Raw genomic sequence first — 26,701 nt, forward strand, 5'->3', positions numbered from 1 at the left:
CCGCGCAAAGGCGTAGCCTTTGCGCGGGGATGACGGGGAGACGTGGATGCCCGGGTCAAGGCCGGGCATGACGGGCGGAGAAATGGTGGCCGACGCTGCCAAGGAAATTCAAATGACATTATCGACGACGAGCGCAACGCCGGTCCATGACGGCACGGTCGACAAAAAGAACATCACCCGCCTGATCGTCGCGACCTCGGTCGGCAATGCGCTCGAATGGTACGACATCTCGGTCTACGCCTATTTCGCGGTCTATCTCTCCAAGGCGTTCTTTCCGGCCAATGATCCGACCACCTCGCTGCTGCTGACCTTCGGCAGCTTCGGACTGTCGTTCCTGATCCGCCCGATCGGCGGCGTCGTGCTCGGCGCCTATGCCGACCGGCACGGCCGCAAGGCCTCGCTGATGCTGTCGATCGTGTTGATGACAGCAGGCACGCTGGTGCTGGCGCTGATGCCGACCTATCAGACCATCGGCATCCTGGCACCGATCGCGGTGATGCTGGCGCGGCTGGTGCAGGGCTTCTCCGCCGGCGGCGAATTCGGCTCCTCGACCGCGTTCCTGGTCGAGCACATGCCGGAGCGGCGTGGCTTTGTCGCGAGCTGGCAGTTCGCAAGCCAGGGTGTCAGCGGCCTGCTCGGCGCGGGCTTCGGTGCGCTCTTGACCTCGCTGATGAGCCCGGAGGATCTGCAAGCCTGGGGCTGGCGGCTGCCGTTCCTGTTCGGCGTGCTGATCGGTCCGGTCGGCATCTACATCCGCAACCACGTCGAGGACGCGACCCCGCCGCCCGCGGCCGGAAAGCAAGGCTCGCCGGTCAGGGAGGTGCTCACGCGGCAAAAGCTCGCCACGCTGCTTGCGATCGGTGCGCTCGCGGTGTCGACGGCGGTCAACTATTTGATCGTCTACATGCCGACCTATGTGGTGAAGACGCTCAACCTCGCGCCGTCGGTTGGGTTCATCGCCGCATTCGCCGCGCAGACGGCGGTTGCGTTGCTGGCGCCGATCGCAGGTCTTGTCTCCGACAAGATCGGACGCACCACGCACATGATCCTGTTTGCGTTGCTGCTGCTGGTGTCGATCTTTCCGGCGTTCCTGCTGCTCACCGGCAAGCCGACGCCAATGATCATCCTGCTCGGCGTGCTCTGGCTCGGCGTGCTCAAGTCGCTGTATTACGGGCCGCTGGCCGCGCTGATGTCGGAGCTGTTTCCACCGGCGACACGTGCGACCGGGCTCGGTCTCAGCTACAACATCGGCGTGACATTGTTCGGCGGCATGGGGCCGGCGATCATGACCTGGATGGGCGGCTTTGCGCTGATTGGCGAACTCGCGCCGGGCTATTATCTCACCGCGGTCTGCATCCTCAGCCTCGGCGCGCTCTTCACGATCCGAAGGATGCGGCTGGCGTAGCTGCATTCTGGTGATTTCGTGAAGCGAAATTCAAATATCTCCATTGCTGCACAGCGGCGGAGATAGTTGAATTCGAAGTTTCATCTGACGAAAGTATACGATGTCCGGCGTGCATCATCCGTCCTAGGATGATGTCCGCCGGGCGTGGCCACTCGTCGTGCCCGGTTCAAGATTTGGAATTCAGGCAAGGAACACCGGGCATGAACGCCTCCACGACTGCGACCGCACGGACCAGCCGCAAGAGGCCATCGCCGGAGCCGGGCCAACCCGACAAGTTCAACGCGATCCAGAAGGTCTGCGCGATCCTGCGCGTGCTGGCGCAGCGCTCGCCGCTGCGGCTGACCGACATCGCCGACACCACCTCGCTGAACAAGGCGACCGCGCTGCGTATCCTCAATTCGTTGATCGAGGAAGGCTTCGTCTCCAGGGTCGCCGGCGCCAAGACCTATGAGCTCGGCCAGGAGGCGCGGGTGATGGCGGTCGGCGCGCGCCGCTCGGTCGACATCGCCGAGTTGGCGCAGCCGAGCCTGCTGCGGCTGTCGGAGCGCTCGGCCGATACCGCGCTGTTGTCGGTGCGCTCCGGCGTCGAGGCGCTGTATCTGGCGCGCTCGGTCGGCAATCATCCGCTGCAGCCGAACTATCTGCAGATCGGCAGCCGCCGTCCGCTCGGTGTCGGTGCCGGCGCGCTGGCGCTGTTGGTCTGGCTGCCGGATGCCGAGATCGAGGCCGTGATCGAGGTGATCGTGCCGCGGCTGGCGAAATCGCCGCGCATCACACCGAAGTTCCTGCGCGAGCGGATCGCTATGGCGCGCAAGGCCGGCCACACCGTGCTGCTGGACGCCGCATTCCCCGGCATGGGTGGCGTGGGGGTCCCCGTCCGTGACGATGCCGGCGAGGTGGTCGCCGCGTTGTCGATCGGTGCGGCAAGTGACCGCATTCGCCGCCGCGAAAGCGAGCTCGCCGACATGCTGAAGAAGGAAGCCCAGGTGCTCGCGCGCGCGATGGCGCAGGCGCCGAAGAATGGACGTGCCGTCAAGGCGAGCTGAGATGCCGCCGCGGCCTGCGCGCTGAACCGGCACGCCGCGTTTGGTCAAGCGAATAATCCAGGGAACCCAAGGGCATCGGCGCCTTGCGGGATCGCGGCCTTCCGGTCATCATGGGTCGTCCGCCGCAGGAAACCTTCCCCGACAGATGACGCGATCGCCCGACGCCACCGACGACGCTGTGACGACGGCGTTTGCCGGCCTTCCCGCATTGCTCGACCGGGCGCCCTCGCTGGTCTCGCGCGGGCGGCTGCTCGATTGCGACTGCCTGATCGGTGCGGTGGCGCGTCCGTTTCATGCCGCGATCCGCAATGGGCGCATCGTCGAGCTCGTCCCTTCGCCGGTCCTGATGCGCTCGTGGCGCTTCGCCTATCGCGCAACGCCGCGGGCCTGGGCCGCTTATTGGCAGGCCGAACCGAAGCCCGGCTGGCATGATCTGCTGGCGCTGACCAAGCGCGGCGAGGCGGTGCTGGAGGGCGATCTCTATTCCTTCATGACGCATCTGCAATACTTCAAGGACCTGCTGGCGCTGCCGCGGCAGCATTTCGCGGCGGCCGTATCATGAGCGGCGCTGTCATGAACGGTCATATCGAGCCGATGGTCGGCCGCTACGTGCACGTCGAGATCGGCGGCGAACTGCACCGCATCTATTTCGAGGAGAACGGCAAGGGCATTCCGCTGGTCTGCCTGCACACCGCAGGATCAGACGCGCGGCAGTGGCGGCATCTGCTCGCTGACGAGCAATTTGCCGAAAATTTCCGCATCATTGCCTTCGATATGCCCTGGCATGGCAAGTCGAATCCGCCGATGAGCTGGACCGGCGATGAATACCAACTCACCACAGCACGCTACACCGAAACCATCCGCGCGTTCTGCCGCGCGCTGGGTCTGGAGAAGCCTGTCGTGATGGGCTGCTCGATCGGCGGCCGCATCGTGCTCAACCTTGCGATCGAACATGCCGCCGAGTTCCGCGCGCTGATCGGGCTCGAGGCCGCGGATTTCCAGGCGCCGTGGTATGACACCGACTGGCTGAACCGGCCGGACGTTCACGGCGGCGAGGTCTGCGCCGCGCTGGTGTCGGGGCTGATCGCGCCCCAGAGCCCCGAAGCTGCGCGGACGGAAACGCTGTGGGCCTACAAGCAGGGCGGCCCCGGCGTGTTCAAGGGCGACCTCTATTTCTACCGTGTCGACGGCGACCTGCGCGGCCGGGCCGCGTCAATCGATACTAAAGTATGCAACCTCTATCTCCTCACGGGCGAGTATGATTTCTCCTGCACGCCCGAGGACACGAGGCGGACCGCAGCGGCAATAGGGGGCGCCAGCGTCACGATCATGGAGAAGCTCGGTCATTTTCCGATGAGCGAGAATCCCGAACAGTTTCGCGGCTACATCGCACCCGTCCTCGCCGACATTCTCACGCACTAGATCGACCGTTTCCACGAAGGAGTAGACGTATGACACCCAAATATCTCATCGGCTTCGCGCTCGCCGCCGCGCTCGGCGCGAGCCAGGCGCAGGCCCAGGAGCTGACCGGCACGCTGAAGAACATCAAGGACACCGGCGCGATCACGCTCGGCTACCGTGACTCCTCGATCCCGTTCTCCTATCTCGACGACAACCAGAAGCCCATCGGCTACGCGATGGACATCTGCTACAAGATCGTCGATGCCGTGAAGAAGGAGCTGAAGCTCGACAAGCTCGAGGTCAAGCTCAACCCGGTCACCTCGGCCACGCGTATTCCGCTGATGGCCAACGGTACCGTCGATCTCGAATGCGGCTCGACCACCAACAATGCCGAGCGCCAGAAGCAGGTCTCGTTCACCAACAGCCACTTCCTGACCGCCAGCCGCTACGTCACGAAGAAGACGAACAAGATCAATTCGATCGACGATCTGAAGGGCAAGACGGTGGTTTCGACCGCCGGCACCACCAACATCAAGCAGCTCACCGAGGCCAACCTTGCGCGCGGCCTGAGCGTCAACATCATCCCGGCCAAGGATCATGCCGAGGCCTTCCTGATGGTCGAGACCGATCGCGCGGTCGCCTTCGTGATGGACGACATCCTGCTCGCGAGCCTCGTCGCCGGCTCGAAGTCGCCGGATGACTACGTCATCTCCAAGGATGCGTTCTCCAAGCCGGAGCCCTACGGCATCATGCTGCGCAAGGATGACGCGCCGTTCAAGAAGGTCGTCGACGCCGCCACTGCCGCGCTCTACACCAGCGGCGAGGGCCAGAAGATCTATGACAAGTGGTTCACCCAGAAGATCCCGCCGAAGGGCCTCAATCTCAACTCGCCGGCTGGACCGGAGATGAAGAAGCAGTTTGCGAAGCCGTCGGATTCGCCCGATCCGGATGCCTATCTGGTGAACTGATCGCAGTGTTGCGCATGACCCGTCGCCGTCGGCGGCGGTCTCGAAAATAAACGTGTCCGGCCATTTTGGAGGAAAATGGCCGGACATTTGCATAGACGCCGCGCGCCAAGTCGGCGTAATGCGTGATCGCCGCGGCCGCGCGTGGGGGACCCGTGAACTATAATTGGAACTGGCACATCTTTCTCGAGCCGAACCCGATGGGGACCGGCACCTATCTCGACCTGTTGCTGTCGGGACTGGTGGTCACCGTCAAGGTATCGGTGCTCGCCTGGATCATCGCGCTGGTGTCCGGCTCGGTGATCGGCGTGTTGCGCACGCTGCCGTCGCGGACCGCGTCGTGGATCGGCTTCTGCTGGGTCGAGTTCTTCCGCAACATGCCGCTGCTGGTGCAGCTGTTCCTGTGGTTCTTCGTGCTGCCCGAGCTGCTGCCGAGATCCGCCGGGCTGTGGCTGAAGCAGTTGCCGAATGCGCCGTTCTGGACGGCTGCGATCGGCGTTGGGCTCTTCATGTCGGCGCGTGTCGCCGTGCAATTGCAGGCCGGCATCACCTCGCTGCCGCGCGGGCAGAAGCAGGCTTCGACCGCGCTCGGCCTCACCACGGTGCAGACCTATCGCTACGTGCTGCTGCCGATGGCGTTCCGCATCATCCTGCCGCCGCTGACCTCCGAGTTCCTCAACACCATCAAGAACAGTGCGGTCGCCATCACCATCGGCCTGATCGAATTGACCGGCCAGGCGCGCTCGATGCAGGAATTTTCGTTCCAGGTGTTCGAGGCGTTCACCGCGGCAACCGTGCTCTATCTCCTTCTCAATTTCGTCGTGGTGACTGCGATGCGCTTCCTCGAGCGCTATGTCGCGATCCCCGGCTACATCACGGGCAAATGACCATGCTCGGCAATTTCGATTTCGACGTCATCCGCCGCGCGCTGCCCTATCTGTTCTTCGAGGGCATGCGCTTCACGCTGACCCTGACGGCGCTTGCCGCATTCGGCGGCCTCGTGTTCGGCACCCTGATCGCCTTGATGCGGTTGTCGAGCTACAAATGGCTCGGGCGTATTGCCGGCTTCTATGTCGACTTCATCCGCTCGCTGCCGCTGGTGCTGGTGATCTTCTGGTTCTACTTCCTGGTGCCGTATATCGGGCAGTGGCTGACCGGCGCGTCGCGGCCGATCACGGTCGGCGCCTTCGCCTCCTCGCTGATCACCTTCATCGCATTCGAGGCCGCCTATTTCTCCGAGATCATGCGGGCCGGCATCCAGTCGATCTCGAAGGGCCAGCCGGCCGCGGCCAGCGCGCTCGGCCTGACCTACGCGCAGTCGATGCGCTACGTCGTGCTGCCGCAGGCGTTCCGCAACATGCTGCCGGTGCTGCTGACGCAGACCATCGTGCTGTTCCAGGACACTTCGCTGGTCTACGTGCTGTCGATCCCCGATTTCCTCGGCGCGGCCAGCAAGGTCGCGCAGCGCGACGGCCGTCTGGTCGAAATGTATCTGTTCGCCGCGGTCGTCTACTTCGTCATTTCCTGTGTCGCTTCCTTCGGCGTCCGCCGCCTGCAGTCGCGCATTGCCATTGTTCGCTGAACAAACAAGTCGAGCTATCATGATCGAGATCAATCACGTCAATAAATGGTACGGGCCGACCTTCCAGGTGCTGAAGGACTGCACCACCAGCGTCGCCAAAGGCGAGGTGGTGGTGGTCTGCGGCCCGTCCGGCTCGGGCAAGTCGACCCTGATCAAATGCGTCAACGCGCTGGAGCCGATCCAGGGCGGCGACATCACGCTCGACGGCGTCAAGGTCAACGATCCCAAGACCGACCTGCCGAAGCTGCGCTCGCGCGTCGGCATGGTGTTCCAGCACTTCGAGCTGTTCCCGCACCTGCGGATCATCGACAATCTCTGCCTCGCGCAGGAGAAGGTGCTGGGCCGCAAGCACGCTGACGCCATGGTCAAGGGGATGAAGCTCCTGGAGCGCGTCGGGTTGAAAGATCATGCGAAGAAGTTTCCCGCCGAATTATCCGGCGGCCAGCAGCAGCGCGTCGCGATCGCACGCGCGCTGGCGATGGACCCGATCGCGATGCTGTTCGACGAGCCGACCTCGGCACTCGACCCGGAGATGATCAGTGAGGTGCTCGACGTCATGGTCGACCTCGCCCGCGAGGGCATGACCATGATGGTGGTGACCCACGAGATGGGCTTCGCCAACAAGGTCGCCGACCGCGTGATCTTCATGGATCGTGGCGAGATCGTTGAGGACGCCAAGAAGGCCGATTTCTTCGGCACGCCCCGCAGCGACCGCGCGCAGAAGTTCCTGTCGAAGATCCTGCAGCATTAGGGCTGGAGGCGCCGGTCCTCCCAACTCGTCATTCCGGGGCGCGCGCAGCGCGAGCCCGGAATCCATTGAGCCGCATCACCCATGGTGGAATGGATTCCGGGCTCGATGCTTCGCATCGCCCCGGAATGACGACGCGGAGGGTTTTCCCCCGTTAACAATTTGCGTATACGAAGGCGGAAACTCCCCCTTCGTCCGCAGGAGAACTCGCGTGGAAAAGATCGCTTACGTCAACGGCTCGTTCGTGCCGCATTCCGAGGCCAAGGTCTCGGTGTTCGACCGCGGTTTCCTGTTCGCCGACGGCATCTATGAGGTGGCGGCGGTGCTCGAGGGCAAGCTGATCGACAACGCCTCGCATCTGGCGCGGCTCAAGCGCTCGGTCGGCGAGATCGAGCTGGCGCTGCCCGAGACGCTGGAGCGGATCGAGGAGATCCAGAAGGAACTGGTCAAGCGCAACGACCTCGTCAACGGCATGGTCTATCTCGAAGTCACCCGCGGCGCCGACAAGGGGCGCGACTTCGCCTTCCCGAAGGCCGACGTCAAGCCGACACTGGTGATGTTCACCTCGGAAAAGGACATCATCAACGCGCCGTCGGCCAAGACCGGAATCAACGTCATCACGGTGCCCGACATCCGTTGGGAGCGGCGCGACATCAAGAGCGTGGCGCTGCTGGCGCAGGTGCTGGCCAAGCAGGCCGCCGCCGCGGCCGGCGCCGGCGAAGCCTGGATGATCGAGGACGGCAAGGTCACCGAGGGCGGTTCGTCCTCGTCTTTCATCGTCACCCAGGACGATGTCATAGTGACCCGGCAGAACGGCAACGAGATCCTGCCCGGCTGCACCCGCAAGGCGGTGGTCAAGCTTGCCGAGGAGCGCCAGCTTCGCATCGAGGAGCGTTCCTTCACGGTCGAGGAAGCGCTCGCCGCCAAGGAAGCCTTCATCACCAGCGCCTCGGTGTTCGTGCAGGGCGTGGTCGCGATCGACGGCAAGAAGGTCGGCAACGGCAAGGTCGGTCCTATGACCGATCGCCTGCGCGAGATCTATGTCGAGTTCGCGAGGGCGACGGCGGTTTGATCTCTCCTCACTCGCGTTGTCATCGCCCGGCGCGACCGGGCGAGCCAGTATTCCAGAGGCCGCGGTGCTAGAGCCGAGAGGCCGCGGCCTACTGGATGCCCCGCATGAAGCGGGGCATGACAGTCTAATTGGTGGCGGGCAGCGTTGCCCTCACGCCGCCACCTTCACCTTCACCGGGTGAACCGCGCGGAAGCCGATCGCGATCCGGTTCCAGGCATTGATGGCGCCGATCAGCGTGGTCAGGTTGACCAGCTCGCTGTCGGTGAATTGCGCACGCACCGCCTCATAGTCGGCATCGGGCGCATGCGTCTCTGAAACCAGCGTCAACGCTTCGGTCCAGGCCAGCGCCGCGCGCTCGCGCTCGGAGTAGAGCGGCGACTCGCGCCAGGCGTTGAGCAGATAGAGCCGCTGCTCGGTCTCGCCGTGCTTGCGGGCGTCCTCGGTGTGCATGTTGATGCAATAGGCGCAGCCGTTGATCTGCGAGGCGCGGGTCTTGACTAGTTCGATCAGCGATTGCTCGAGGCCGCTCGCGGTGATCTGGCTTTCGACCGCGACCAGCGCTTTGATGGTCTCGGGGGCGGCCTGGTAGAAGTTCATCCGGGGTTTCATGGTCGTTCTCCTTGGTTGAGTTTGGGGTTGCTAGTGTGCGTCACCGCCGCCAGCGAGCCGGACCGGCTTCTTCAGGAACAGTGTTGCGATCAGCGCGACGATCAGCGCCACGCCGAGCAGGTAGAAGGTGTCGCTGAAGGCGAGGATGTAGGCCTGCTTCTGCACGACATTGCCGACCGCGGCGATCGCACGGTGGGCGGCCGCTGCCTGGTCGGCGACGCCGTGGTTCAGGAAATACTGGGTCAATCCTTCAATCCGCGTGCGGGTCGCCTGTTCCAGCATGGAGACCGACTGCATCAGCACGTTGGAGTGATACTGCTCGCGCTTGGTCAGCAGTGTCTGCAGCGCGGCAATGCCGATTGCACCGCCGAGGTTGCGCATCATGTTGAACAGGGCTGACGCCGATCCGGCATTCTCCGCCTCAATTCCCGCCGTTGCGACCGCCGACAGCGGAGCGAATGCGAGCGCCTGACCGACGGCACGGACGACGTTCGGCCAGAGCAGTTGATCGGCCGCGTAGTCGTTGGTCATGTAGATGTTCATGAAGTTGGAGGCAGCGAACAGCGCAAATCCGATACCGATGACAATGCGGGGGTCGAAGCGCTGCATCAGCCGCGGCACCAGCGGAATCAGCACGAGCTGCGGCAGGCCGGTCCATGCCAGCACCATGCCGATCTGCTCGGCGTTGTAGCCCTGGATGCGCGACAGATACTGCGGCAGGATGAATACCGAGCCGTACAGCGCGATGCCCATCAGGAAGTTCGCCAGCATGCCGAAGCCGAAATTGCGGCGGGCCAGCAGGCGCAAATTGAGCAGCGGCTTCTCGACGGTGAATTCGACGATCAGGAAAGCGGCCAGCGAGACCGCTGCGATGACAGACAGGCGGACGATGAAGGGCGAGCCGAACCAATCGTCCTTGTTGCCTTCTTCCAGCACGGTCTGCAGCGCGGCGAGGCCGATCGTCATCGTGATGATGCCGAGCCAGTCGCCCTGGCGGATCAGCGACAGCTTCATCGGGCTCGGATCGAGCGAGACGTACAGCATCGCGATCATCACGGCGCCGGGCACCAGGTTGACATAGAAGATGTATTGCCAGCCCCAGTTCTCGGTCAGGTATCCGCCGATGGTCGGGCCGATCGCGGGCGCGAATGTTGCCGACAGCGCGAACAATGCGAGCCCGATCGGCTGCTTGGCCTTCGGCAGCAGCGTGATGATCAGTGTGAACGCCATCGGGATCAGCACGCCGCCGGTGAAGCCCTGTACGGCGCGCAGCGCGATCATCTGCGGCAGGTCCTGCGCCAGCGCGCACGCCGCCGAGAACACAAGGAACAGGAACGCGTTGGTGAGCAGATACAAGCGTACCGAGAACACCCGCGCGAGCCAGCCGGAGAGCGGGATCACCACGATCTCGGCGATCAGATACGAGGTCGAAATCCAGCCGCCGTCATCGATACCAGCGCCGATGCCGCCTTGAATGTCGGCAAGCGAGGCGTTGACGATCTGGATGTTGAGCACCGCCATGAACGCGCCGAGCGTGGCGCCGATCACCGCGATCCAGGTCCTGGTCGGGACCGCTTGTGTGGCCGGCGTTGCGGGGGCGGGGAGGGCAGCGGCGTTCGCTGCATCGGCTGTGGGCTGGAGTGTGGTCATCGGGGTCGTCCTTGCTGCCCACCCAAGATGTATTAGGCGGCCCGTTTCGATAATCCGGGAAAGACTGGAAGGATTGTCCCGCAGAAGTTGATAATCGCGTCAGATCAGGACGCGCCGCACAGATGGTTCATTTGCCGGATGATCCTCTCGTGAGGTGAGAACGTCTCGTCGGCACCCTCCCCCTTGCGGAGGAGGGTGGGGAGAGGGGCGGCGCCGGGCGCAGAGGCAAGGGATTTGGGCGAGCCGCTTCAATCTTGCCGGACGCGTCACTCTCGACAATGGCGTCGTCGCAAACCAACAAACGTCAGCGCAAGCGGCACCCCTCTCCCCACCCTCCCCCGCAAGGGGGGAGGGAGCCCTACCGCTGGTGATCGCGGCACGAAGCGAAGAGCGGAGAGGCGCACAACAAAACGCGCTCGATCACCGATGCGGTGATCGATCGCGCCAAGCCAGCCGAAGCAATGTTGGGTGCTAGCCGCCGTGCGATCGCGTCGCCGACGCCATGCGGCGCTTCTCGTCGCGCTCGGCCAGCACGGTCGCCTTGGTGTTGATGGTCGGGATCGCCGACATGCCCGGCCGCAGCAGGCCGGTGAGGCTGTGATCGTCGAGCACGATCTTCACCGGCACGCGCTGCACGATCTTGGTGAAATTGCCGGTGGCGTTGTCGGGCGGCAGCAGCGCGAATTCGAGGCCGCTGGCCGGCGACAGGCTGTCGACATGTCCCTTCAGCGTGGTGCCGCGAAAGCTGTCGACGGTGAGTTCGACCGGCTGGCCGTTACGCACATGGGTCAGCTGGGTCTCCTTGAAATTGGCGACCACATAGACCGCATCGAGCGGCACCACGGCCATCAGCTGGGTGCCGGCCTGGACATATTGCCCGACGCGCAGCGTGCGGGCACCCACGGTGCCGTCGACTGGCGCGGTGATCCTCGCATAGGACAGGTTCAGCTCGGCCTGCTGCTCGACGGCGCGGGCGCGGTCGACTTGCGCAGCGGCCTGCGCGCGCTGTGTGGTCAGCACGTCGACCTTGCGCTGCGCCGCCGACAACGCCGACTTCGCATGCTGCAACTGCGCCGTATTGGAGCGCAGTGCCGCATCGGTCTGTTGCGCGCGTTGAATGGTGCCGGAGCCTGATTTCATCAGTCCATCGTAGCGGCTCTGCTCCTCCTGGGCGAATTTCAGATTGGCCTCGGCGGCTTCGACATCGGCGGTGCTCTGGTCGATGATCGGTTGCTGCAATTCGAGCTGCGCATCGAGGTTGCGCACCGAGGCGTTCGCGGCGTCGACATCGGCCTTGGCCTGGCCGAGCGCGGTGCGGTAATCGCGGTCGTCGATCTCGGCCAGCAGCTGGCCGGCCTTCACCGGCTGGTTGTCGGTGACCAGCACGCGGGCGATGTAGCCCGACACCTTCGGCGCGATGATCGTGGAGTCCGCCTTCACATAGGCGTCGTCGGTCGATTCCAGGTAGCGGCCGGTGGTGACGTAGTCGTAGCCGAGGTCGGCGGCCACGGCGATGCCGAGCAGGGCGGCGAGCCCGAGGGCAGCCCGCTTGACCGCCTGCCGCGATGGGCGGAGGCCGATTTTGGTTGATTCTTCAGGGATATAGGTGGTGGTCGACATCGCATCCTCCGGGTCGAACATTTGCGTCCTTCCAGAAAGGGCGCCGGGTACGGCCTCTAGATGCAATGTCCTCCCCGCTGTGATAATCCCCATAAAACTGGAAGCATTATCAAGCCAGCGCTGATAATCCGGACCTTGCCGAATGGATCGCCTGACCAGTTTGACCGCCTTCGTCCGGGTCGTGGATTCCGGTGGCTTTTCCGCGGCCGGCCGCAAGCTCAACATGTCCACGACCATGGTGAGCAACCATGTGCAGTCGCTGGAGGATCGGCTCGGCGCCCGGCTGCTCAACCGCACCACGCGCAAGGTCAGCCTCACCGAGGTCGGCAAGGCCTATTACGACCGGTCCGTCCAGATCCTCGCCGACCTCGAGCAGGCCGACGACATTGCGGGCGCGCTGCAGTCGGTACCGCGCGGCACGCTGCGCATCTACACCAACACCCATCTTGCCCAGTTCCTGTCGCCCGCAGTGGTCGAGTTCCTCGCGACCTATCCCGAGGTCAAGGTCGACCTCGCGATCGGCGAACGCAATGTCGACCTGATCGACGAGAACTTCGATCTTGCAGTGCGGATGATCCCGTCGCCCGATTCCAGCCTGATCGTGCGCACCATCGCGACTTGGCGGCACGTGCTGTGCTGCTCGCACAGCTATATCGAACAGCACGGCAAGCCCGCGCAGCTGGCCGACCTCACGGCGCGCAATTGCATCCGTCATGTCAATTATCCCTACGGCGACGAGTGGCATTTCGTCGACCGCAAGGGAACGCCGGCGTCGGTGAAGGTCACGGGCAATCTGGTCGCCAATAGCGGCGACACACTGAGGCTCGCCGCGCTGGCCGGCGTCGGCGTGTTCCTCGCGGCGGGCTTCCTGGTTCGCGACGAGCTCGAGTCCGGCCAATTGGTCCGGTTGTTGCCCGAGTACCGACCGGTCGAGTTCACGATGAACGCGATCTATCCGCACCGTCATCATCTCTCGGCGAAGGTCCGCACCTTCATCGACCTCCTGGTGCATCACGCCACCGAGCAGCAGAAGCTGATTAATCCGTATTCGTGATCGAAGGCGTGGTGCGAACCGCGCATACAAGTCTAACTCCGTCGCCCTGAGGAGCGCGGCGCGCCTCGAAGGGTCGACGGCCCGACTGGGGCCGATTCATCCTTCGAGGCTCGCTCCGCTCGCACCTCAGGATGACGGGTTGAGCAGCGCTTCGTCCCGCGTCATGGCGACCCGCCGTCCCTTGCATGGCGCTCCCATGTATGAAGATCACGTCATCTGCCGGGGCCTGCCATGCCGCTTCGTGTCCTGACCACCATCCTGTTCGCGATCGCAGCAAACGTGCTGCTGCTGGCGCCGGCGTCGGCCGCCTATCCCGATCATATTATCAAGATTGTGGTGCCGTTCGCGCCGGGCGGCGGCACCGACGTCGTCGCGCGGACGCTGGCGCAGGAGATGCAGAAGGATCTCGGCGTCACCGTCATCATCGAGAACAAGCCAGGGGCGGGCACCATCATCGGCACGCAGAGCGTGGCGACGAGCCCAGCCGACGGCTACACGTTGCTGATGGCGACCTTCGCCAATGCGGTCAATCCAAGTCTCTATCGGAAGCTGCCCTATGACGCGCACAAGGATTTTGCCCCCGTCGCGCTGGTCGCTCGCTCCTTCAATGTCGTCGTGGTCAATCCGTCATCGCCGATCAAGTCGATCGCCGATCTGATCGCGACCGCGAAGGCCGATCCGGAAAAACTGTCGTACGGGACCTACGGCACCGGCACCTCGGCGCATCTGGCCGGCGAATTGTTCAAGCATATAGCCGGCGTCAACCTCACCACCGTGCCCTACAAGGGCGCAGCACCTGGGATCACCGACTTGATGGGCGGCCAGATCCAGGTGATGTTCACCACGGTCGCGAGCTGCGCCGCGCTAGTCGAGGCCGGGCAGCTGCGTGCGATCGCCGTGACCTCGGCCGAACGATCGGCGTCATTCCCGCAACTGCCGACAGTGTCGGAAGCCGGTGTGTCCGGCTATGCCGCGGAGTCCTGGTACGGCCTTTACGCACCTGCGAACACACCGCCCGACATCATCGACCGCCTCAACCGATCAGCGGCGAGGGCTGTGCAAGGCGAGGCCTTCAAGAAGCTCGGCGTCAATGAGGGCCTCGTGATGGTGGCGTCACCCCCCACCGAACTCGACCGCTATTTTGCCGGCGAAGAGGCGCGCTGGCGCAAGGTGATAGAGGACGCCGGCATCAAAGCCGAGTAGGCGGCCTGCCCGGCACGGCGATCACATCTTTTTGCATCGCCATGTCGCAACTGTGATTCTAGACGCAACGAATGGTTCCTGGGGTGGTTGATGACGGGACGCCGGCAACCCTGCCGGATTGGATCACGCCCCGGGCTGGGAGAGGACCATGTGGATTCTGTTGCTGCTGCCGTTCATCGGCTTGCTGTGGGTGCCGTTCTATAATTTCGTCGAGCCGTCGCTGTTCGGCTTTCCGTTCTTCTATTGGTACCAGCTCGCCTGGGTGCCGATCTCATCGCTCCTGATCTGGCTGGTCTATCGCAGCCGCCAGCCCGACGCCGACGAGCAGCGGTGAGGGGAGAGCCATGACCGATCACATCGCCTGGGTGGCGCTCTCCGTCTTCATCTTCTTCTTCGCGCTCGTCACCGTGATGGGCTTCTTCGCCGCGCGCTGGAAATCCGGCCCGGTCAGCGAGCATCTCGACGAATGGGGGCTCGGCGGCCGTCAGTTCGGCACCTGGATCACCTGGTTCCTGGTCGGCGGCGATTTCTACACCGCCTACACCGTGATCGCGGTGCCGGCGCTGGTCTATGCCGTCGGCGCCTACGGCTTCTTCGCGCTTCCCTACACGATCATCGTTTACCCCTTCGTGTTCGCGGTGATGCCGGTGCTGTGGAAGAAGGCGCATGCCAACGGCTACGTCACCGCTGCCGACGTCGTCCACGGTGCCTATGGCTCGCGCGCGCTCGAGCTCGCGGTGGCGCTGACCGGCCTGGTCGCGACCATGCCCTATATCGCCTTGCAGCTGATCGGCATGGAGGTCGTGATCAAGGCGATGGGCCTGACCGGCGAACTGCCGATCATCGCCGCCTTCGTGATCCTCGCGCTCTATACCTACAGCTCCGGACTGCGTGCGCCGGCGCTGATCGCCTTCGTCAAGGACATCATGATCTATATCGTGGTGCTGACGGCGGTGGTCGTGGTGCCCTCGAAGCTCGGCGGCTATGGCGCGGTGTTCGCGGCGGCGAACGACGCCTTCACGGCCAAGGGCGGCGCCACCGGGCTGACGCTGAAGCCCGGGCAGTATCTGCCCTATGCCACGCTGGCGCTCGGCTCGGCGCTCGCTGCCTTCATGTATCCGCACACGCTAACCGGCATCTTCGCCTCGAAGTCGGCGGATACCATCCGCAAGAACGCGATCCTGCTGCCGGCCTATACGCTCTTGCTCGGCCTGATCGCGCTGCTCGGCTACATGGCCTATGCCGCCAACATCAAGGTGACGTCGCCGAACGACGTGGTGCCGATGCTTTTCAAGACGCTGTTCCCGGAATGGTTCGCGGGCTTCGCGTTCTCGGCGATCGCGATCGGCGCGCTGGTGCCGGCGGCGGTGATGAGTATCGGCGCCGCCAATCTGTTCACCCGCAATGTCTGGAAGTCCTACGTCAATCCGGACATCTCGCATGCCGGTGAGGCGTCGGTGGCCAAGATCACCTCGTTGGTGGTGAAGGTCGGCGCGCTGGCCTTCATCCTGTTCCTGCCGACGCAATATGCGCTCGACCTGCAACTGCTCGGCGGCCTCTGGATCGTGCAGACGCTGCCGGCGCTGGTGTTCGGCCTGTTCACCGTCTGGTTCCGGGCCGAGGGCCTGCTGCTCGGCTGGGCCGTCGGGATCGGCTGGGGCACCTATACGGCATGGAGCAACGGGCTGAAGCCGCTCGCCAGCATCTCGCTCGGCGATTCCAGCTACACCTTCTATGTCGGCCTCGGCGCGTTGCTGCTCAACATCGTGGTGGCGGTGCTCGCAACCGTCGTGGTCGGCCTGATCTCACCCGCCAAGCGCGGCGCGGCGGCCTGAGCCGTCGCTTGCATCTGTCGGGGCGGAGGTGAGCAGCGCGGTCAGCCGCGCCACCTCCGCCCTGGTCTTTTCGATCGCGGCGTCCTTCACCGGCCCATAGCCGCGGATCTCCATCGGCGCTTTTGCGATTGCGACGAGGTCGGGCAACCGCGCCGCATCGAGCCTGTCGAGCAGCGCATCGATCAGCGCTTCATACCAAGAGATCAGCTCCCGCTCGGCCCGTCGCTCCGCGGCGTAGCCGAACACGTCGAACGCCGTGCCGCGCAACCGTTTCAGGCCTGCAAGCAACCGCAGCGGCGTCTGGATCCATTGCCCGAACGCGCGCTTGCGCGGCCGGCCACGTGCGTCCAGCCGTGCCGGGAGGAAGGGCGGTGCAAGGTGATACTGCACCGTGAAATCGCCGTCGAATTCGCGTTTGAGCTCGTCGAGGAATCCCGACTGCATATGCAGCCGCGCCACCTCGTATTCATCCTTGTAGGCCATCAGCTTGAACAGCGAGCGCGCCACGGCGTCGGTTAAGGTCTCGCTGCCGAACACCGCTTCGGCGCGGCGCACGCGCTCGACTGTGGCCCGGTAGCGTGCGGCATAGGCCTCATTCTGATAGCCGGTAAGGAAGTCGGCGCGGCGCGCGATCATCTGCTCCAGCGCCTCCGGCGTGCTGATGGCAGCACCGTCTGCCTTCGGCAGAAACTCCGGATCGGCAAACGCGAGCCGGCCCCAGGCCAGCGCCCGCTTGTTGCGCTCGATGGCGACGCCATTGAGCTCGATCGCGCGCGTCAGCGCGTCCATCGACACCGGCACCAGGCCCTGCTGCCAGGCAAAGCCAAGCATCATGATGTTGGCGTACACGCTGTCGCCGAGCAGCCGCTCGGATAGTGCGTTGGCGTCGATCGTGGTGAGGTTGCCCGATCCGATCACCCGCTCGATGGCGCGCAAGCGAACCGGCGAGGCGAGGTCGGCATCGCGGAAGCGCACCACGTCGCCGGTCGGCATCTCGGCGGTGTTGACCGCGGCGCGCGTGCCCTTGCGATAGGTGCCGGACGCCTTGGCCGACGAGCTCACTACGAGATCGCAGCCGATCAGTGCATCCGCCGCGCCCTGGTCGATCCGCACCTGGTGCAGCGCCTCCGGCGCTGCCGCCAGCCGCAGGAAGCTCAGCACCGGACCGAATTTCTGCGCGAAGCCGGTGAAGTCGAGCACCGAGACGCCGCGGCCTTCGAGATGCGCGGCCATCGCGATCAGCGCGCCGACCGTGATGACGCCGGTGCCGCCGACGCCGGTGACCAGCAGATCGTAGGGTTTGTCGAGGGCCGCGAACACCGGCGCCGGAAGCGTGGCGGCCCGTGCCAGCGGATCGATCGCGCTTGCACCCTTCGCCCGCCGCTTGCCGCCTTCTATGGTGACAAAACTCGGGCAGAAGCCGTTGAGACAGGAAAAGTCCTTGTTGCAGGTCGAGAGGTTGATCTTGCGCTTGCGCCCGAACGGCGTCTCCTTCGGCTCGACGCTGAGGCAGTTCGATTCCACCGAACAGTCGCCGCAGCCTTCGCAGACGAGATCGTTGATATAGGCGAAGCGCGCCGGATCCTTGATCGTGCCGCGCTTGCGCCGCCGCCGCTTCTCGGTGGCGCAGGTCTGCTGATAGATCAGCACGGTGACGCCTGGTATCTCGCGCAGCTCGCGCTGCACCGCGTCCATCTCCTCGCGCGGATGGATCGTGACACCCACGGGCAAATCCGCCGGCGAGAAATGCGCGGGATCATCCGACACCAGCGCGATCCGCGCGACGCCCTCGGCGCGGACGGAGTGCGCGATCGCCTCCACACTGACCGGGCCGTCGACCGGCTGGCCGCCGGTCATTGCCACCGCGTCATTGAACAGGATCTTGTAGGTGATGTTGGCATTCGCCGCGATCGCCTGCCGGATCGCCATCGAGCCCGAGTGATAATAAGTGCCTTCGCCGAGGTTCTGGAACACATGGCTGTTGCCGGTGAATTTCGACGAGGCCGCCCAGTTGACGCCCTCGCCGCCCATCTGGATCAGCGACGAGGTCTCGCGGTCCATCCAGCTCGCCATGAAATGGCAGCCGATGCCGGCCAGCGCCTTCGATCCTTCGGGCACTTTTGTCGAGATGTTGTGCGGGCAGCCCGAGCAGAAATACGGCGTGCGCGTCGCGCCAGGGACTGCGATGGTGCGATCCTGCTCGGGCCTCAGCGCGGCGACACGGCGGGCCAGTTGCAGTTCCGGAAACATCGGATCGAGCCGCCGCGCCAGCACGTCGGCGAGCATCCGCGGCGACAATTCGCCGGTCCAGGAGATCAGCCGTGCGCCGGTTTCGTCATGCTTGCCGACCATCCGCTCCGGCTTGGCGCCGGGATAGTCGTAGAAATATTCCTTGAACTGGCTCTCGATGATGCCGCGCTTCTCCTCGACCACGAGAATCTCGCGCTTGCCCGTCACGAACTCCATCGCATCGTGCAGCGCCAAGGGCCACACCATGCCGACCTTGTAGATGTCGATGCCGAAGCGACGGCAGGCGGCCTCGTCGAGGCCAACCAGCCGCAGCGCCTCCATCAGATCGAGATGCGCCTTGCCTGTCGTGACGATGCCGTAGCGCGCGTCCTTGATGTCGTAGATGCGGCGGTCGATCGGATTGGCTTTTGCAAACGCGTAGACCGCATGTTTCTTGGCCTCCAGCCGCTCCTCGATCTGCGGGCCCGGCAGGTCCGGCCAGCGATAATGCAGGCCGCCCGGCGGCGGCACGAAATCCGGCTGCGCGAACACGCGTGGCGGCCGCAGCTCGACCGAGGCGCCGGATTCCACGATCTCCGAGATCGCCTTGAAGCCGACCCACATGCCGCTGAAGCGACTCAGCGCATAGCCATATTCGCCGAACGCGAGGTATTCGCCGACATCGGCCGGATGCAGCGTCGGCATGAACCAGCTCATGAAAGCGACGTCGGACTGGTGCGGCATCGACGACGACACGCAGCCATGGTCGTCGCCGGCAACGACCAGCACGCCGCCATGCGGCGAGGAGCCATAGGCATTGCCGTGCTTCAACGCATCGCCCGAGCGATCGACGCCGGGGCCCTTGCCGTACCACAGCCCGAACACGCCATCGACCTCGCGATCCCTTTGCGTCTCGACCTGCTGCGAGCCGAGCACCGCGGTTGCCGCGAGGTCTTCATTGACCGCGGGCAGGAATTCGATGCGGCTGTCCTTCAGCAGCTGTTTGATCTTCCACAATTCGAGATCGACGCCGCCGAGCGGCGAGCCGCGATAGCCGGAGATGAAGCCCGCAGTGTTGAGTCCGCTCGCACGGTCTCGCCTGATCTGGTCGAGCGCGATGCGGACGATCGCCTGCGTGCCGGTGAGGAAGACGCGGCCGCGTTCCCTGCTGTAGCGCTCGGAGAGCTGGTAGGCGTCGAGCAGCGGCATCTGGCCCATGACCGGTCCCTCGGGAATCGCGATGTCTGACCGGACAAGGCTATGCCCGCGGGGCTGGTAGGTCTTACCTATCTATTCGATTGGTGAGACCAATTCGGTATAAGATTGTTCAGTGCGGCCATATTTGGTAATATCTACCAAACTGGAGCCCGGCGATGGTCGAAGAGCAAGACGAGCGAATTCTGGCCGAGCTGCAGAAGGACGGCCGCGCCACCAATCAGCAGCTTGCGGAAACCGTGGGGATGTCGACCTCGGCGTGCTGGCGCCGGGTCCGCGCGTTGGAAGAGGCCGGCGTCATCTCGGGCTATTCGGCGCTGGTCGCGCGCGAACGCGCAGGCTTTGCGACCTCGGCGATCCTGCACGTCTCACTCGAGCGTCACGATGTGAAGTTCGTCGACGAATTCGTCGCGCGGGTGACGCAGCGCCGCGAGGTGCTGGAATGTTTCGCCACCACAGGCGATGCCGATTATCATCTGCGTGTCGTCGTGCGCGACATGGACGCCTACAACAGATTCCTCGACGAGTTCATGTTCCGGATTCCCGGCATCCGCCATGTCCGCACCAACGTGATCCTGAAGGAGATCAAGACCGGCGTGGCGCTGCCGTTTTGATGGAGTGAGCCATCATCTCGGCGATGGAGCCGCGCGCTCCACTCTCAGCTCCGTCACCCTGAGAAGGCCGCGTAGCGGCCGTCTCGAAGGGCGAACGGCCACCAGCCGGGCCGTGCATCCTTCGAGGCTCGCCCAGCGGCGCAATTGCGCCGCAAGACTCGCACCTCAGGATGACGGTTCAATCAAGTCCACTTCCGCCGCCTTCGCCCGCATCAGGATCATGAACACCATCACGTGGCTGACCAGCAGCAGCGGTACGTAGAGCGCCGGAATATAGATGCCGGCGCCGAACAGGCCGGGATCGGCGTTCTTCGTTGCGCCCATGAAGTAGGCGTTGAGAAGATCCAGCGTGCCCCAGATGTTGAAGAGCCAGACCAGCGGAATGGCGATTGGCCAGCGCCACGACAATGCCGCCATCGCAAGCAGCGCGAGAGCTGCGGCGGTCAGATCGCCCCAGCCGACCGCGCCGGCAAACACCGGGTTGACCTCCGGCGATACGAAGCCGGTGACCAGGAAGTTCATCCCGAGAAACCGGAAGGCATGGAAAGCCGCAAGCAGCCGCAGCGCCTCATGGCGCGGCAAGGTGCGGAGCGCCGGCCAGACATAGGTCGCGGCCACCACGGCACTCGTCAGAAATGCTCCGGCGACGCTGAGAAGGAACGGGATGTTGAGACTGATTGGCATGGTCGGGCTCCCTGTGATGTCCGTTCGGTCTGGAAGGTCGAGCCCGTCGACCGGGTTCGACCTCGGCGCGCGCTCAGGGCCTGGCGACGAGCAGACGCAGCGGCAGCAGCGGGCCGACTGCGATGTAGTCGTGGTCCATGATGTCCAGCTTGGACAACGGCAGACCTTCCATGATCGCGTGCGCCTCGGATGTATCCTTGGCGTCGAGCAGGAAGACGACGCCGCGTCCGTCGGACCGCGAATACCATTCGCGAAGCTTGCCATTGAGATAGAGCTGCACGGTCTGGCGGATTTCATCCGGCATCACGGCCATCACCTGATCGCGGGTGACGCCGGCTTTCACGGTGAGGATGACCACCACGCCGGTGGTGATGGTGGAGGGGGCTTGGGCTTGGGTGGTTTGGGCAAGAGAGGAAGTGGTCATGGAGCTGGCGCCTGTCAGAGTGAGGGTGAGGGCGAGGATTGTGTGACGGATTGCTTTCATCGGTCGCATGTCTCCGCTCACGACATCGTCGTGATGTCGCGTGGATCAGCGCATATCGCGCTGCTTGCTGCTCCGATGTAGGACCGCTTCCCGTGCGCGACTATTCGCGATAATGTTGACGGGCCATGAAGCAGAACTTCACAGTCCGGCAGGGCGCGCTCGACGGCGTCGAGGCGTTTCTCAGCGTCGCTCAGCACCGCAGCTTTCGCCGCGCGGCGACCGAGCTCGCCGTGACGCCGTCGGCGATCAGCCAGGCGGTGCGCGCGCTCGAGGCGCGCCTCGGCGCCGTGCTGTTCATTCGCACCACCCGCAGCGTCGGCCTGACCGAGGCCGGCGAACGGTTTTTGGCGCGCGCACGGCCTGCGTTTGAGGAACTGATCGCCGCGAGCGGTGCCGCGCGCGAGCTCGGGCAGAAGCCGGCCGGGCTGTTGCGTCTCACCGTGCCGCGCTCGGTGGTGCCGATCCTTCTGGAACCGCTGATTGCGTCATTCTGCAAGGCCTATCCCGAGATCGAGGTCGAGCTCGCCGCGAGCGAGGAGCTGGTCGATCTCGCCGCCGGCGGCTTCGATGCCGGCATCCGGATGGGCCAGTTCATCAACCCGGACATGGTCGCGGTGCGCCTGACCAGGCCGTTCCCTTTCGCCATCGTCGGCAGCCCGGACTATCTCGCGCGCCGCGGCCGGCCCAAACGTCCGGACGATTTGCGCGAACATGCGTGCCTCAGGCTGCGGCGATCGAACGGCGGACTGGCCCCGTGGTCGCTGAACGACAACGGCCGCTCGATCGAGCTTGCCGTATCCGGCTCCTTCATCGGCCATGACTTCCCGACGCTGGTCGGCGCGGCGCTCGAAGGTGTGGGGCTGGCGCAAGTGCCCGCACCGCTGATCACTGCTAGCGTGAGGGAGAAGAAGCTCGTCCGCGTGCTGGACCAATTCGCACCGACGACACCCGGCGTGTTCCTCTACTATCCCGGCCACCGCCAGATCCTGCCGAAGCTGCGGGCGTTCATCGATCACGTGAAGCGCCGGCCTGGGGTGACGCGGTGACCCATCCGGTCTGCGCGCTGGATGCATGACCCCGATGCCTCCATTGGTTCAGTGTCGTCCCTGCGAAAGCAGGGACCCATAGCCACCAGTGGTTATTGTCGAGCGATGTCGGAACGACGAATCCCTTCAACAACACAAGCCGCGGAGTATGGCTCCCTGCTTTCGCAGGGACGACACCGGGTATGGAGCACGCGCGTCAGCAATAACGAGGAGCAACCGCCCTCACACCTTCTCCTTCACGAACCGGTTCCGCAACGTACCGATGCCGGTGATGTCGATCTCGACCACGTCACCGTCCTTCAAGTCCGGCGAGGCGCCGTCGGTGCCCATCCAGATCACGTCGCCGGGCGACAGCGTGAAATATTTCGTCAGCTCGACGAGGAAGGGCACGATGCCGAAGATCATCTCGTTGGTGCGGAAGCGGCCGGTCTCCTTGCCGTTGACGCGGATCGCGGTTTCCATGCGGTCGAGATCGACATCGGTCTCGATCCACGGGCCCATCGGCTTGAACGTGTCGGCGTTCTTGGATCGCCACAGCCCGCGGTCGGCCTTCTGCCAGCTGCGCTCGGAGACGTCGTTGCCGATGGTGTATCCGAACACGCAGTCCATCGCATTGGCTTCGGTCAGATGCTTGGCGGTCTTGCCGATCACGACGACGAGCTCGCCCTCGTAATGGATCTTCTCGGTCGCGCTCGCCGGGATCACCACGTTCTCGTCATGGGCGATCAGCGCGTTCTGCGCGCGGTAGCCGACCTCGGGACGATCGGGGACGTTCGGCACCGTACCGGCCTTATCGGCGGCTTCCTTGAGGTGCTTCAGATAATTCAGTCCAACGCAGTAGAAGGTGCGCGGGATCAGCGGCAGCTCGATCTTGACGTCCTTCAACGCATGGGTCTTCGCGGTCTTGCTCCATTCGCCGAACGGATCGCCGTTGACGGTGATGACGGTGTCGCCCTCGACGAGGCCCCAAGAAGGAGTGCTCGCAGTGGTGCCCGCGGCGGTGAATTTCAGCCAGCGCATGATGATGTCCCTCTATTCCGCAACCTGCGCGCGGGTCTTCCACGCGCCGGCAGCCGGGCGCTTGAGCCCGAGATTTTCCCGCAGCGTCGTGCCGGCGTAATCCTTGTGGAACAGGCCGCGCTTCTGTAGCTCGGGCACCACGTGATCGACGAAGTCGGCATAGGAGCCCGGCACGTAGCTCGCTGCGATGACGAAGCCGTCGCAGCCGCGATTGACAAACATCTCCTCCAGCCGATCGGCGATCTCCTTCGGGCCGCCGACCATCGCGTCCTGCACCTGACCGCGGCCGGAGAAGGTGATGAAGTCGCGAGTCGAGGGATTGGTCTTGCCGGAGGTGCGCAGCACGCCGTCGCGGATGCCGAGCATGCCTTGCATGCCCTGCAACTCCTCTGTCGTCAGCGGCTCGTCGATCCCCTTGGCGCCGAAGTCGAAGTTGAGGCCTTCGGCGAGCAGCGACAGCGCGTCGATCTCGAGCGGCAGCTTCTGGATCACGGCCATCCTGTCTTCGGCCTCCGCCTTGGTCGCACCGGTGACCGGCGTGATCAGATTGCAGAGGAACATCTGGTCGGGGTCGCGCCCGGCCTTGGCGGCCTCGCCCCGGATCGCGTCATAGCCCTGCTTGGCGTTGGCAAGGTTGCGCGCCGCGGTGAAGATCACCTCGCCCCAGCGCCCGGCAAAGCGCTGGCCGCGACCGGAGGCGCCGGCCTGGATCACGACGGGATGGCCCTGCGCCGAGCGCGGCACCGTGAACGGGCCGCGCGAGGTGAAGAACGCGCCCTCGTGGTCGAGCCGCTTCACCTTGCTTGGATCGGCGAAGCGGCCGCTCGTCTTGTCGATCACCAGCGAGCCGTCTTCCCAGGCGTCCCAGTGGCCGAGCACCACCTCCATGAACTCGTCGGCGCGGTCATAGCGGTGATCGTGCTCGAGATGCTGCTCGCGGCCCATATTGAGGGCTTCCCCGTCATTGACCGACGTCACCACGTTCCACGCCGCACGGCCGTTCGTCATCAGGTCGAGCGTCGCGAAGCGGCGGGCGACGTCGAACGGCTCGAAATAGGTGGTGGACGCGGTCGAGGCGAGGCCGAGCTTGGTGGTGACCATGCCCATCGTGGTCAGCACCACGATCGGGTCCATCTTCACGCAGCGGATGCCGTATTCGACGGTGTGGGCATGATCGTTGCCGTAGCGATCGGGCATTGCGAGGCGGTCGTCGAAGAACGCCATGTGGAACTTGCCGCGCTCCAGGATGCGCGCGATTTCCTGGTAGTAGTCCGCCGACATCGAATCGTCGCGCGACTCCGGATGACGCCAGGAGCTCGGCAGATTGGTGCAGTTCTGCGCCTGCAAGAATCCAACCAGCGCCATTTGCCGTGTCATGTCGTTCTCCTGTATCCGGACGATGTATCAGCGAAGGCCGAGGTCGTCGGTCAGCTTGTAGTCGGCGGCGAGCGCCTTGAGCTTGTCCCAGGTCGCATCCTCGATCTCAATGCCGTCCTTGCGCCGCTGCTGCTCGCGCAGATATTCGATCTCGCCTGGATAGAACACGCCGCGGCTGCCTTCCGAGGGCGGTGTCGATTTCAGATAGCGGGCGAAGTCGGCGACTTCCTTTTTGAAGTCCTGCAATGGACGGAACGCGGCGACGTTGAACACGGCCATGAAGCAGCCGTCGTTGTGGCGGCCGGTCGGCTCGACGCCGAAACCGAGGCCGGTTAGCAGGCCGCACAGTACCTCGACCATCGCGGCAAGGCCCGAGCCCTTGTAGCCCTCGCTGCCGCCGAGCGGCAGCAGCGCGCCGCCCTTGCGGTAATCCGTGGGATCGGTGGTGTCGCGGCCCTCGGCGTCGATGATCCAGCCCTTCGGGATGCTCTCACCGCGCGCCACCGCGAGCTGGATTTTACCGGCGGCAACCGCGGAGGTCGCCATGTCCAGATAGAACGGCGCCTCCAGATCGGAGGGTACCGCGATCGACAGCGGGTTGGTGCCGAGCCGGGCCTCGCGGCCCCCGAACGGCGCGACATGTTTCGGCGAACGGCCGGAATCGGCGGCCGCAATCCCGATCATGCCTTCGCGCATCGCCATCAGCGGGTAATGCGCGAGACGTCCGACATGGCTCTGCCGGAACACGGTGCAGGCCGCGACATTGGCGGTCTTCGCCTTGTTGATGGTCATCTCCATCGCCTTGGCGTTGACGTGGAAGCCGAAGCCCCAATGACCGTCGATCACGGTCGTGGTCGGCGTCTCCTGCACGACGGTCCATTTCGCGCCGGGGACGATATGGCCGGCCTTGATGCGGTCGATATAGGTCGGGATCGCGATCACGCCGTGGGAGTCGTGGCCGGCGAGGTTGGCGTTGACGCAGCCGGAGGCGACCGCGCTGGCCTCCTCCTCCGACGCGCCGGCGCCCTTCAGCAGCGCCGCGCCGATGCGCGTGAGACGGTCGGCCTGGACGATCGGCATGGGATTTTCCTCGCGGTCGGCCCGCGTGATGCGCGGGTCTTGCTTGCTGTTGTCAGGCTCATGGTCTCAAAGCGCCGAGGTGCGAGCAAGCGCAGAAAATCCGGTCCGCCATACCGCCAGCAGGGTGCTGGCGGCGATGTTTTCACCAAGTGGAACGGGCGAGGTCGCGATGCGGAATTTGGCCGCTCCGCCGACGCAGGCAGGGCCGCAATCCGGGCTTTACGGCCTTACGGCTCAGGCTGGCACACCGGCGTCCGTAATATCCCGGAAAAGGGCCTTCCGCGTTCGTCAGCCGTTTACTTTGTCGTGCGACTTGCCGGATACGCTAACCACCACTTAGGCCTATCGCGGGCAATGTTCCGCTCCAGTTTGAAGGGGGTGCCCCGGGCCTTCAGGAATCGTGCAGTCGAGCATCGGGCGTACATTCGCGGCGTTGAATGCCACCAACGAAGCGATCCTGTACGCAAAATCGCCAGAAGAACTTTACGGAAAGGTCTGCGAAGCCGCGTTCTCGGGCGGGAGCTTCCTGGCCGCGACCGTGTTCTTGCTGGAGCCGGATACCGGTCTGCTGACCTTCGCAGCCGGCTGCGGCGACGATGTCGCGCGTCTGCGCAGCATCACCATTTCCGCGATCGCCCACGCTCCGGAAGGCGAAGGCGTTGCCGGGCAGGCGTTCCGCGACCAGCGGGTCTGCGTCAGCAACGACTATGTCAACGACGCCCGTTCGGCGGCCTGGCGCAGCGGCGCCGCGGCGCCGGTGTC

The 26,701-nt window shown here is 64.6% G+C and carries 25 protein-coding genes; 16 read left to right on the forward strand and 9 right to left on the reverse strand.

The window, feature by feature from the left end; translation table 11 throughout:
• Positions 1 to 112 precede the first annotated feature (112 nt).
• From H8A92_RS28365 to H8A92_RS28405, 9 genes are all read left to right on the forward strand, one after another.
• Positions 113 to 1,405 carry an MFS transporter gene (locus H8A92_RS28365; RefSeq protein WP_229198814.1) on the forward strand — a complete coding sequence of 431 codons (1,293 nt, stop codon included), beginning with the start codon at positions 113 to 115 and terminating at the stop codon, positions 1,403 to 1,405.
• Between the two features lie 200 nt (positions 1,406 to 1,605).
• Positions 1,606 to 2,451, forward strand: a complete 846-nt coding sequence (locus H8A92_RS28370) for an IclR family transcriptional regulator (RefSeq protein WP_229198815.1) — start codon at positions 1,606 to 1,608, stop codon at positions 2,449 to 2,451.
• 145 nt (positions 2,452 to 2,596) lie between these two features.
• Complete coding sequence (locus tag H8A92_RS28375) at positions 2,597 to 3,013, forward strand: hypothetical protein (protein WP_229198816.1); 417 nt, start codon at positions 2,597 to 2,599, stop codon at positions 3,011 to 3,013.
• Positions 3,010 to 3,873, forward strand: a complete 864-nt coding sequence (locus H8A92_RS28380; RefSeq protein WP_229198817.1) for an alpha/beta fold hydrolase — start codon at positions 3,010 to 3,012, stop codon at positions 3,871 to 3,873. Before H8A92_RS28375 ends, H8A92_RS28380 begins: the two co-directional genes overlap by 4 nt.
• 29 nt (positions 3,874 to 3,902) lie before the next feature.
• Positions 3,903 to 4,820 (forward strand): amino acid ABC transporter substrate-binding protein, encoded by a 918-nt coding sequence (locus H8A92_RS28385; RefSeq protein WP_229198818.1) that lies wholly within the window; start codon positions 3,903 to 3,905, stop codon positions 4,818 to 4,820.
• A gap of 152 nt (positions 4,821 to 4,972) precedes the next feature.
• Positions 4,973 to 5,704, forward strand: coding sequence for an amino acid ABC transporter permease (locus tag H8A92_RS28390; RefSeq protein ID WP_229198819.1), 732 nt, complete (start codon positions 4,973 to 4,975; stop codon positions 5,702 to 5,704).
• Between the two features lie 2 nt (positions 5,705 to 5,706).
• Complete coding sequence (locus tag H8A92_RS28395; RefSeq protein ID WP_229198820.1) at positions 5,707 to 6,399, forward strand: amino acid ABC transporter permease; 693 nt, start codon at positions 5,707 to 5,709, stop codon at positions 6,397 to 6,399.
• Positions 6,400 to 6,418: 19 nt separating this feature from the next.
• On the forward strand, positions 6,419 to 7,150 hold the full coding sequence (locus H8A92_RS28400; RefSeq protein ID WP_229198821.1) for an amino acid ABC transporter ATP-binding protein: 732 nt from the start codon (positions 6,419 to 6,421) through the stop codon (positions 7,148 to 7,150).
• 208 nt (positions 7,151 to 7,358) lie between these two features.
• Complete coding sequence (locus H8A92_RS28405; protein ID WP_163160099.1) at positions 7,359 to 8,219, forward strand: D-amino-acid transaminase; 861 nt, start codon at positions 7,359 to 7,361, stop codon at positions 8,217 to 8,219.
• Positions 8,220 to 8,369: 150 nt separating this feature from the next.
• On the opposite strand, the gene H8A92_RS28410 is transcribed toward H8A92_RS28405, so the two are convergent.
• The 3 genes from H8A92_RS28410 to H8A92_RS28420 form a co-directional block, all read right to left on the reverse strand.
• Entirely contained in the window at positions 8,370 to 8,828 is a 459-nt protein-coding gene (locus tag H8A92_RS28410; RefSeq protein ID WP_092123976.1) for a carboxymuconolactone decarboxylase family protein, read from the reverse strand.
• Between the two features lie 30 nt (positions 8,829 to 8,858).
• A complete protein-coding gene (locus tag H8A92_RS28415; protein WP_229198822.1) occupies positions 8,859 to 10,478 on the reverse strand; it encodes an MDR family MFS transporter in 1,620 nt (539 codons plus the stop codon).
• A 471-nt stretch (positions 10,479 to 10,949) separates the two neighbouring features.
• Positions 10,950 to 12,098 carry an HlyD family secretion protein gene (locus tag H8A92_RS28420; protein WP_229198835.1) on the reverse strand — a complete coding sequence of 383 codons (1,149 nt, stop codon included), beginning with the start codon at positions 12,096 to 12,098 and terminating at the stop codon, positions 10,950 to 10,952.
• A gap of 142 nt (positions 12,099 to 12,240) precedes the next feature.
• Here H8A92_RS28420 and H8A92_RS28425 point away from each other — a divergent pair, with 142 nt between their 5' ends.
• The 4 genes from H8A92_RS28425 to mctP all read left to right on the forward strand — a co-directional run bounded on the left by H8A92_RS28425 (position 12,241) and on the right by mctP (position 16,190).
• A complete protein-coding gene (locus tag H8A92_RS28425) occupies positions 12,241 to 13,152 on the forward strand; it encodes a LysR family transcriptional regulator (RefSeq protein WP_229198823.1) in 912 nt (303 codons plus the stop codon).
• A gap of 231 nt (positions 13,153 to 13,383) precedes the next feature.
• Positions 13,384 to 14,355: a Bug family tripartite tricarboxylate transporter substrate binding protein gene (locus tag H8A92_RS28430; protein ID WP_229198824.1), complete on the forward strand. Its 972-nt coding sequence runs from the start codon at positions 13,384 to 13,386 to the stop codon at positions 14,353 to 14,355.
• Between the two features lie 148 nt (positions 14,356 to 14,503).
• Complete coding sequence (locus tag H8A92_RS28435) at positions 14,504 to 14,689, forward strand: DUF3311 domain-containing protein (protein ID WP_163160910.1); 186 nt, start codon at positions 14,504 to 14,506, stop codon at positions 14,687 to 14,689.
• A gap of 10 nt (positions 14,690 to 14,699) precedes the next feature.
• Positions 14,700 to 16,190, forward strand: a complete 1,491-nt coding sequence (gene mctP, locus H8A92_RS28440) for a monocarboxylate uptake permease MctP (RefSeq protein WP_229198825.1) — start codon at positions 14,700 to 14,702, stop codon at positions 16,188 to 16,190.
• Here the strand turns inward: mctP and H8A92_RS28445 are convergent.
• Positions 16,161 to 19,637 (reverse strand): indolepyruvate ferredoxin oxidoreductase family protein, encoded by a 3,477-nt coding sequence (locus H8A92_RS28445; RefSeq protein WP_229198826.1) that lies wholly within the window; start codon positions 19,635 to 19,637, stop codon positions 16,161 to 16,163. The two genes, mctP and H8A92_RS28445, sit on opposite strands and share 30 nt — an antisense overlap.
• A 155-nt stretch (positions 19,638 to 19,792) precedes the next feature.
• Here H8A92_RS28445 and H8A92_RS28450 point away from each other — a divergent pair, with 155 nt between their 5' ends.
• Positions 19,793 to 20,248: an Lrp/AsnC family transcriptional regulator gene (locus tag H8A92_RS28450; RefSeq protein ID WP_229198827.1), complete on the forward strand. Its 456-nt coding sequence runs from the start codon at positions 19,793 to 19,795 to the stop codon at positions 20,246 to 20,248.
• Positions 20,249 to 20,413: 165 nt separating this feature from the next.
• On the opposite strand, the gene H8A92_RS28455 is transcribed toward H8A92_RS28450, so the two are convergent.
• Together H8A92_RS28455 and H8A92_RS28460 are read right to left on the reverse strand one after the other, a co-directional pair.
• Entirely contained in the window at positions 20,414 to 20,932 is a 519-nt protein-coding gene (locus tag H8A92_RS28455; RefSeq protein WP_229198828.1) for a hypothetical protein, read from the reverse strand.
• A gap of 73 nt (positions 20,933 to 21,005) precedes the next feature.
• On the reverse strand, positions 21,006 to 21,356 hold the full coding sequence (locus tag H8A92_RS28460) for a hypothetical protein (RefSeq protein ID WP_229198829.1): 351 nt from the start codon (positions 21,354 to 21,356) through the stop codon (positions 21,006 to 21,008).
• A gap of 185 nt (positions 21,357 to 21,541) precedes the next feature.
• Between H8A92_RS28460 and H8A92_RS28465 the strand changes: the two genes are divergently transcribed.
• Positions 21,542 to 22,462 (forward strand): LysR family transcriptional regulator, encoded by a 921-nt coding sequence (locus tag H8A92_RS28465; RefSeq protein ID WP_229198830.1) that lies wholly within the window; start codon positions 21,542 to 21,544, stop codon positions 22,460 to 22,462.
• Positions 22,463 to 22,684: 222 nt separating this feature from the next.
• Here the strand turns inward: H8A92_RS28465 and H8A92_RS28470 are convergent, their stop codons facing one another.
• Genes H8A92_RS28470 through H8A92_RS28480 form a run of 3 tightly spaced genes read right to left on the reverse strand, consistent with a single transcriptional unit; the run spans position 22,685 to position 25,939 of the window.
• Positions 22,685 to 23,482, reverse strand: a complete 798-nt coding sequence (locus H8A92_RS28470) for a fumarylacetoacetate hydrolase family protein (protein WP_229198831.1) — start codon at positions 23,480 to 23,482, stop codon at positions 22,685 to 22,687.
• Positions 23,483 to 23,494: 12 nt separating this feature from the next.
• A complete protein-coding gene (locus tag H8A92_RS28475; RefSeq protein ID WP_229198832.1) occupies positions 23,495 to 24,859 on the reverse strand; it encodes an LLM class flavin-dependent oxidoreductase in 1,365 nt (454 codons plus the stop codon).
• Positions 24,860 to 24,886: 27 nt separating this feature from the next.
• Complete coding sequence (locus H8A92_RS28480; RefSeq protein WP_229198833.1) at positions 24,887 to 25,939, reverse strand: Ldh family oxidoreductase; 1,053 nt, start codon at positions 25,937 to 25,939, stop codon at positions 24,887 to 24,889.
• Positions 25,940 to 26,339: 400 nt separating this feature from the next.
• Between H8A92_RS28480 and H8A92_RS28485 the strand changes: the two genes are divergently transcribed.
• A partial coding sequence (locus H8A92_RS28485; protein ID WP_229198834.1) for a GAF domain-containing protein occupies positions 26,340 to 26,701 on the forward strand: 362 nt, incomplete at its 3' end.

Source organism: Bradyrhizobium acaciae, assembly GCF_020889785.1.
GTDB lineage: Bacteria > Pseudomonadota > Alphaproteobacteria > Rhizobiales > Xanthobacteraceae > Bradyrhizobium > Bradyrhizobium acaciae.

What these genes read in the sequence shown, in the direction of transcription:
- H8A92_RS28365 (WP_229198814.1), top strand. Translation starts at nt 113, where the DNA reads ATGACATTATCGACGACGAGCGCAACGCCGGTCCATGACGGCACGGTC.
- H8A92_RS28370 (WP_229198815.1), top strand. Translation starts at nt 1,606, where the DNA reads ATGAACGCCTCCACGACTGCGACCGCACGGACCAGCCGCAAGAGGCCA.
- H8A92_RS28375 (WP_229198816.1), top strand. Translation starts at nt 2,597, where the DNA reads ATGACGCGATCGCCCGACGCCACCGACGACGCTGTGACGACGGCGTTT.
- H8A92_RS28380 (WP_229198817.1), top strand. Translation starts at nt 3,010, where the DNA reads ATGAGCGGCGCTGTCATGAACGGTCATATCGAGCCGATGGTCGGCCGC.
- H8A92_RS28385 (WP_229198818.1), top strand. Translation starts at nt 3,903, where the DNA reads ATGACACCCAAATATCTCATCGGCTTCGCGCTCGCCGCCGCGCTCGGC.
- H8A92_RS28395 (WP_229198820.1), top strand. Translation starts at nt 5,707, where the DNA reads ATGCTCGGCAATTTCGATTTCGACGTCATCCGCCGCGCGCTGCCCTAT.
- H8A92_RS28400 (WP_229198821.1), top strand. Translation starts at nt 6,419, where the DNA reads ATGATCGAGATCAATCACGTCAATAAATGGTACGGGCCGACCTTCCAG.
- H8A92_RS28410 (WP_092123976.1), bottom strand. Translation starts at nt 8,828, where the DNA reads ATGAAACCCCGGATGAACTTCTACCAGGCCGCCCCCGAGACCATCAAA.
- H8A92_RS28415 (WP_229198822.1), bottom strand. Translation starts at nt 10,478, where the DNA reads ATGACCACACTCCAGCCCACAGCCGATGCAGCGAACGCCGCTGCCCTC.
- H8A92_RS28420 (WP_229198835.1), bottom strand. Translation starts at nt 12,098, where the DNA reads ATGTCGACCACCACCTATATCCCTGAAGAATCAACCAAAATCGGCCTC.
- H8A92_RS28425 (WP_229198823.1), top strand. Translation starts at nt 12,241, where the DNA reads ATGGATCGCCTGACCAGTTTGACCGCCTTCGTCCGGGTCGTGGATTCC.
- H8A92_RS28430 (WP_229198824.1), top strand. Translation starts at nt 13,384, where the DNA reads ATGCCGCTTCGTGTCCTGACCACCATCCTGTTCGCGATCGCAGCAAAC.
- H8A92_RS28435 (WP_163160910.1), top strand. Translation starts at nt 14,504, where the DNA reads ATGTGGATTCTGTTGCTGCTGCCGTTCATCGGCTTGCTGTGGGTGCCG.
- mctP (WP_229198825.1), top strand. Translation starts at nt 14,700, where the DNA reads ATGACCGATCACATCGCCTGGGTGGCGCTCTCCGTCTTCATCTTCTTC.
- H8A92_RS28445 (WP_229198826.1), bottom strand. Translation starts at nt 19,637, where the DNA reads ATGGGCCAGATGCCGCTGCTCGACGCCTACCAGCTCTCCGAGCGCTAC.
- H8A92_RS28450 (WP_229198827.1), top strand. Translation starts at nt 19,793, where the DNA reads ATGGTCGAAGAGCAAGACGAGCGAATTCTGGCCGAGCTGCAGAAGGAC.
- H8A92_RS28455 (WP_229198828.1), bottom strand. Translation starts at nt 20,932, where the DNA reads ATGCCAATCAGTCTCAACATCCCGTTCCTTCTCAGCGTCGCCGGAGCA.
- H8A92_RS28460 (WP_229198829.1), bottom strand. Translation starts at nt 21,356, where the DNA reads ATGACCACTTCCTCTCTTGCCCAAACCACCCAAGCCCAAGCCCCCTCC.
- H8A92_RS28465 (WP_229198830.1), top strand. Translation starts at nt 21,542, where the DNA reads ATGAAGCAGAACTTCACAGTCCGGCAGGGCGCGCTCGACGGCGTCGAG.
- H8A92_RS28470 (WP_229198831.1), bottom strand. Translation starts at nt 23,482, where the DNA reads ATGCGCTGGCTGAAATTCACCGCCGCGGGCACCACTGCGAGCACTCCT.
- H8A92_RS28475 (WP_229198832.1), bottom strand. Translation starts at nt 24,859, where the DNA reads ATGACACGGCAAATGGCGCTGGTTGGATTCTTGCAGGCGCAGAACTGC.
- H8A92_RS28480 (WP_229198833.1), bottom strand. Translation starts at nt 25,939, where the DNA reads ATGCCGATCGTCCAGGCCGACCGTCTCACGCGCATCGGCGCGGCGCTG.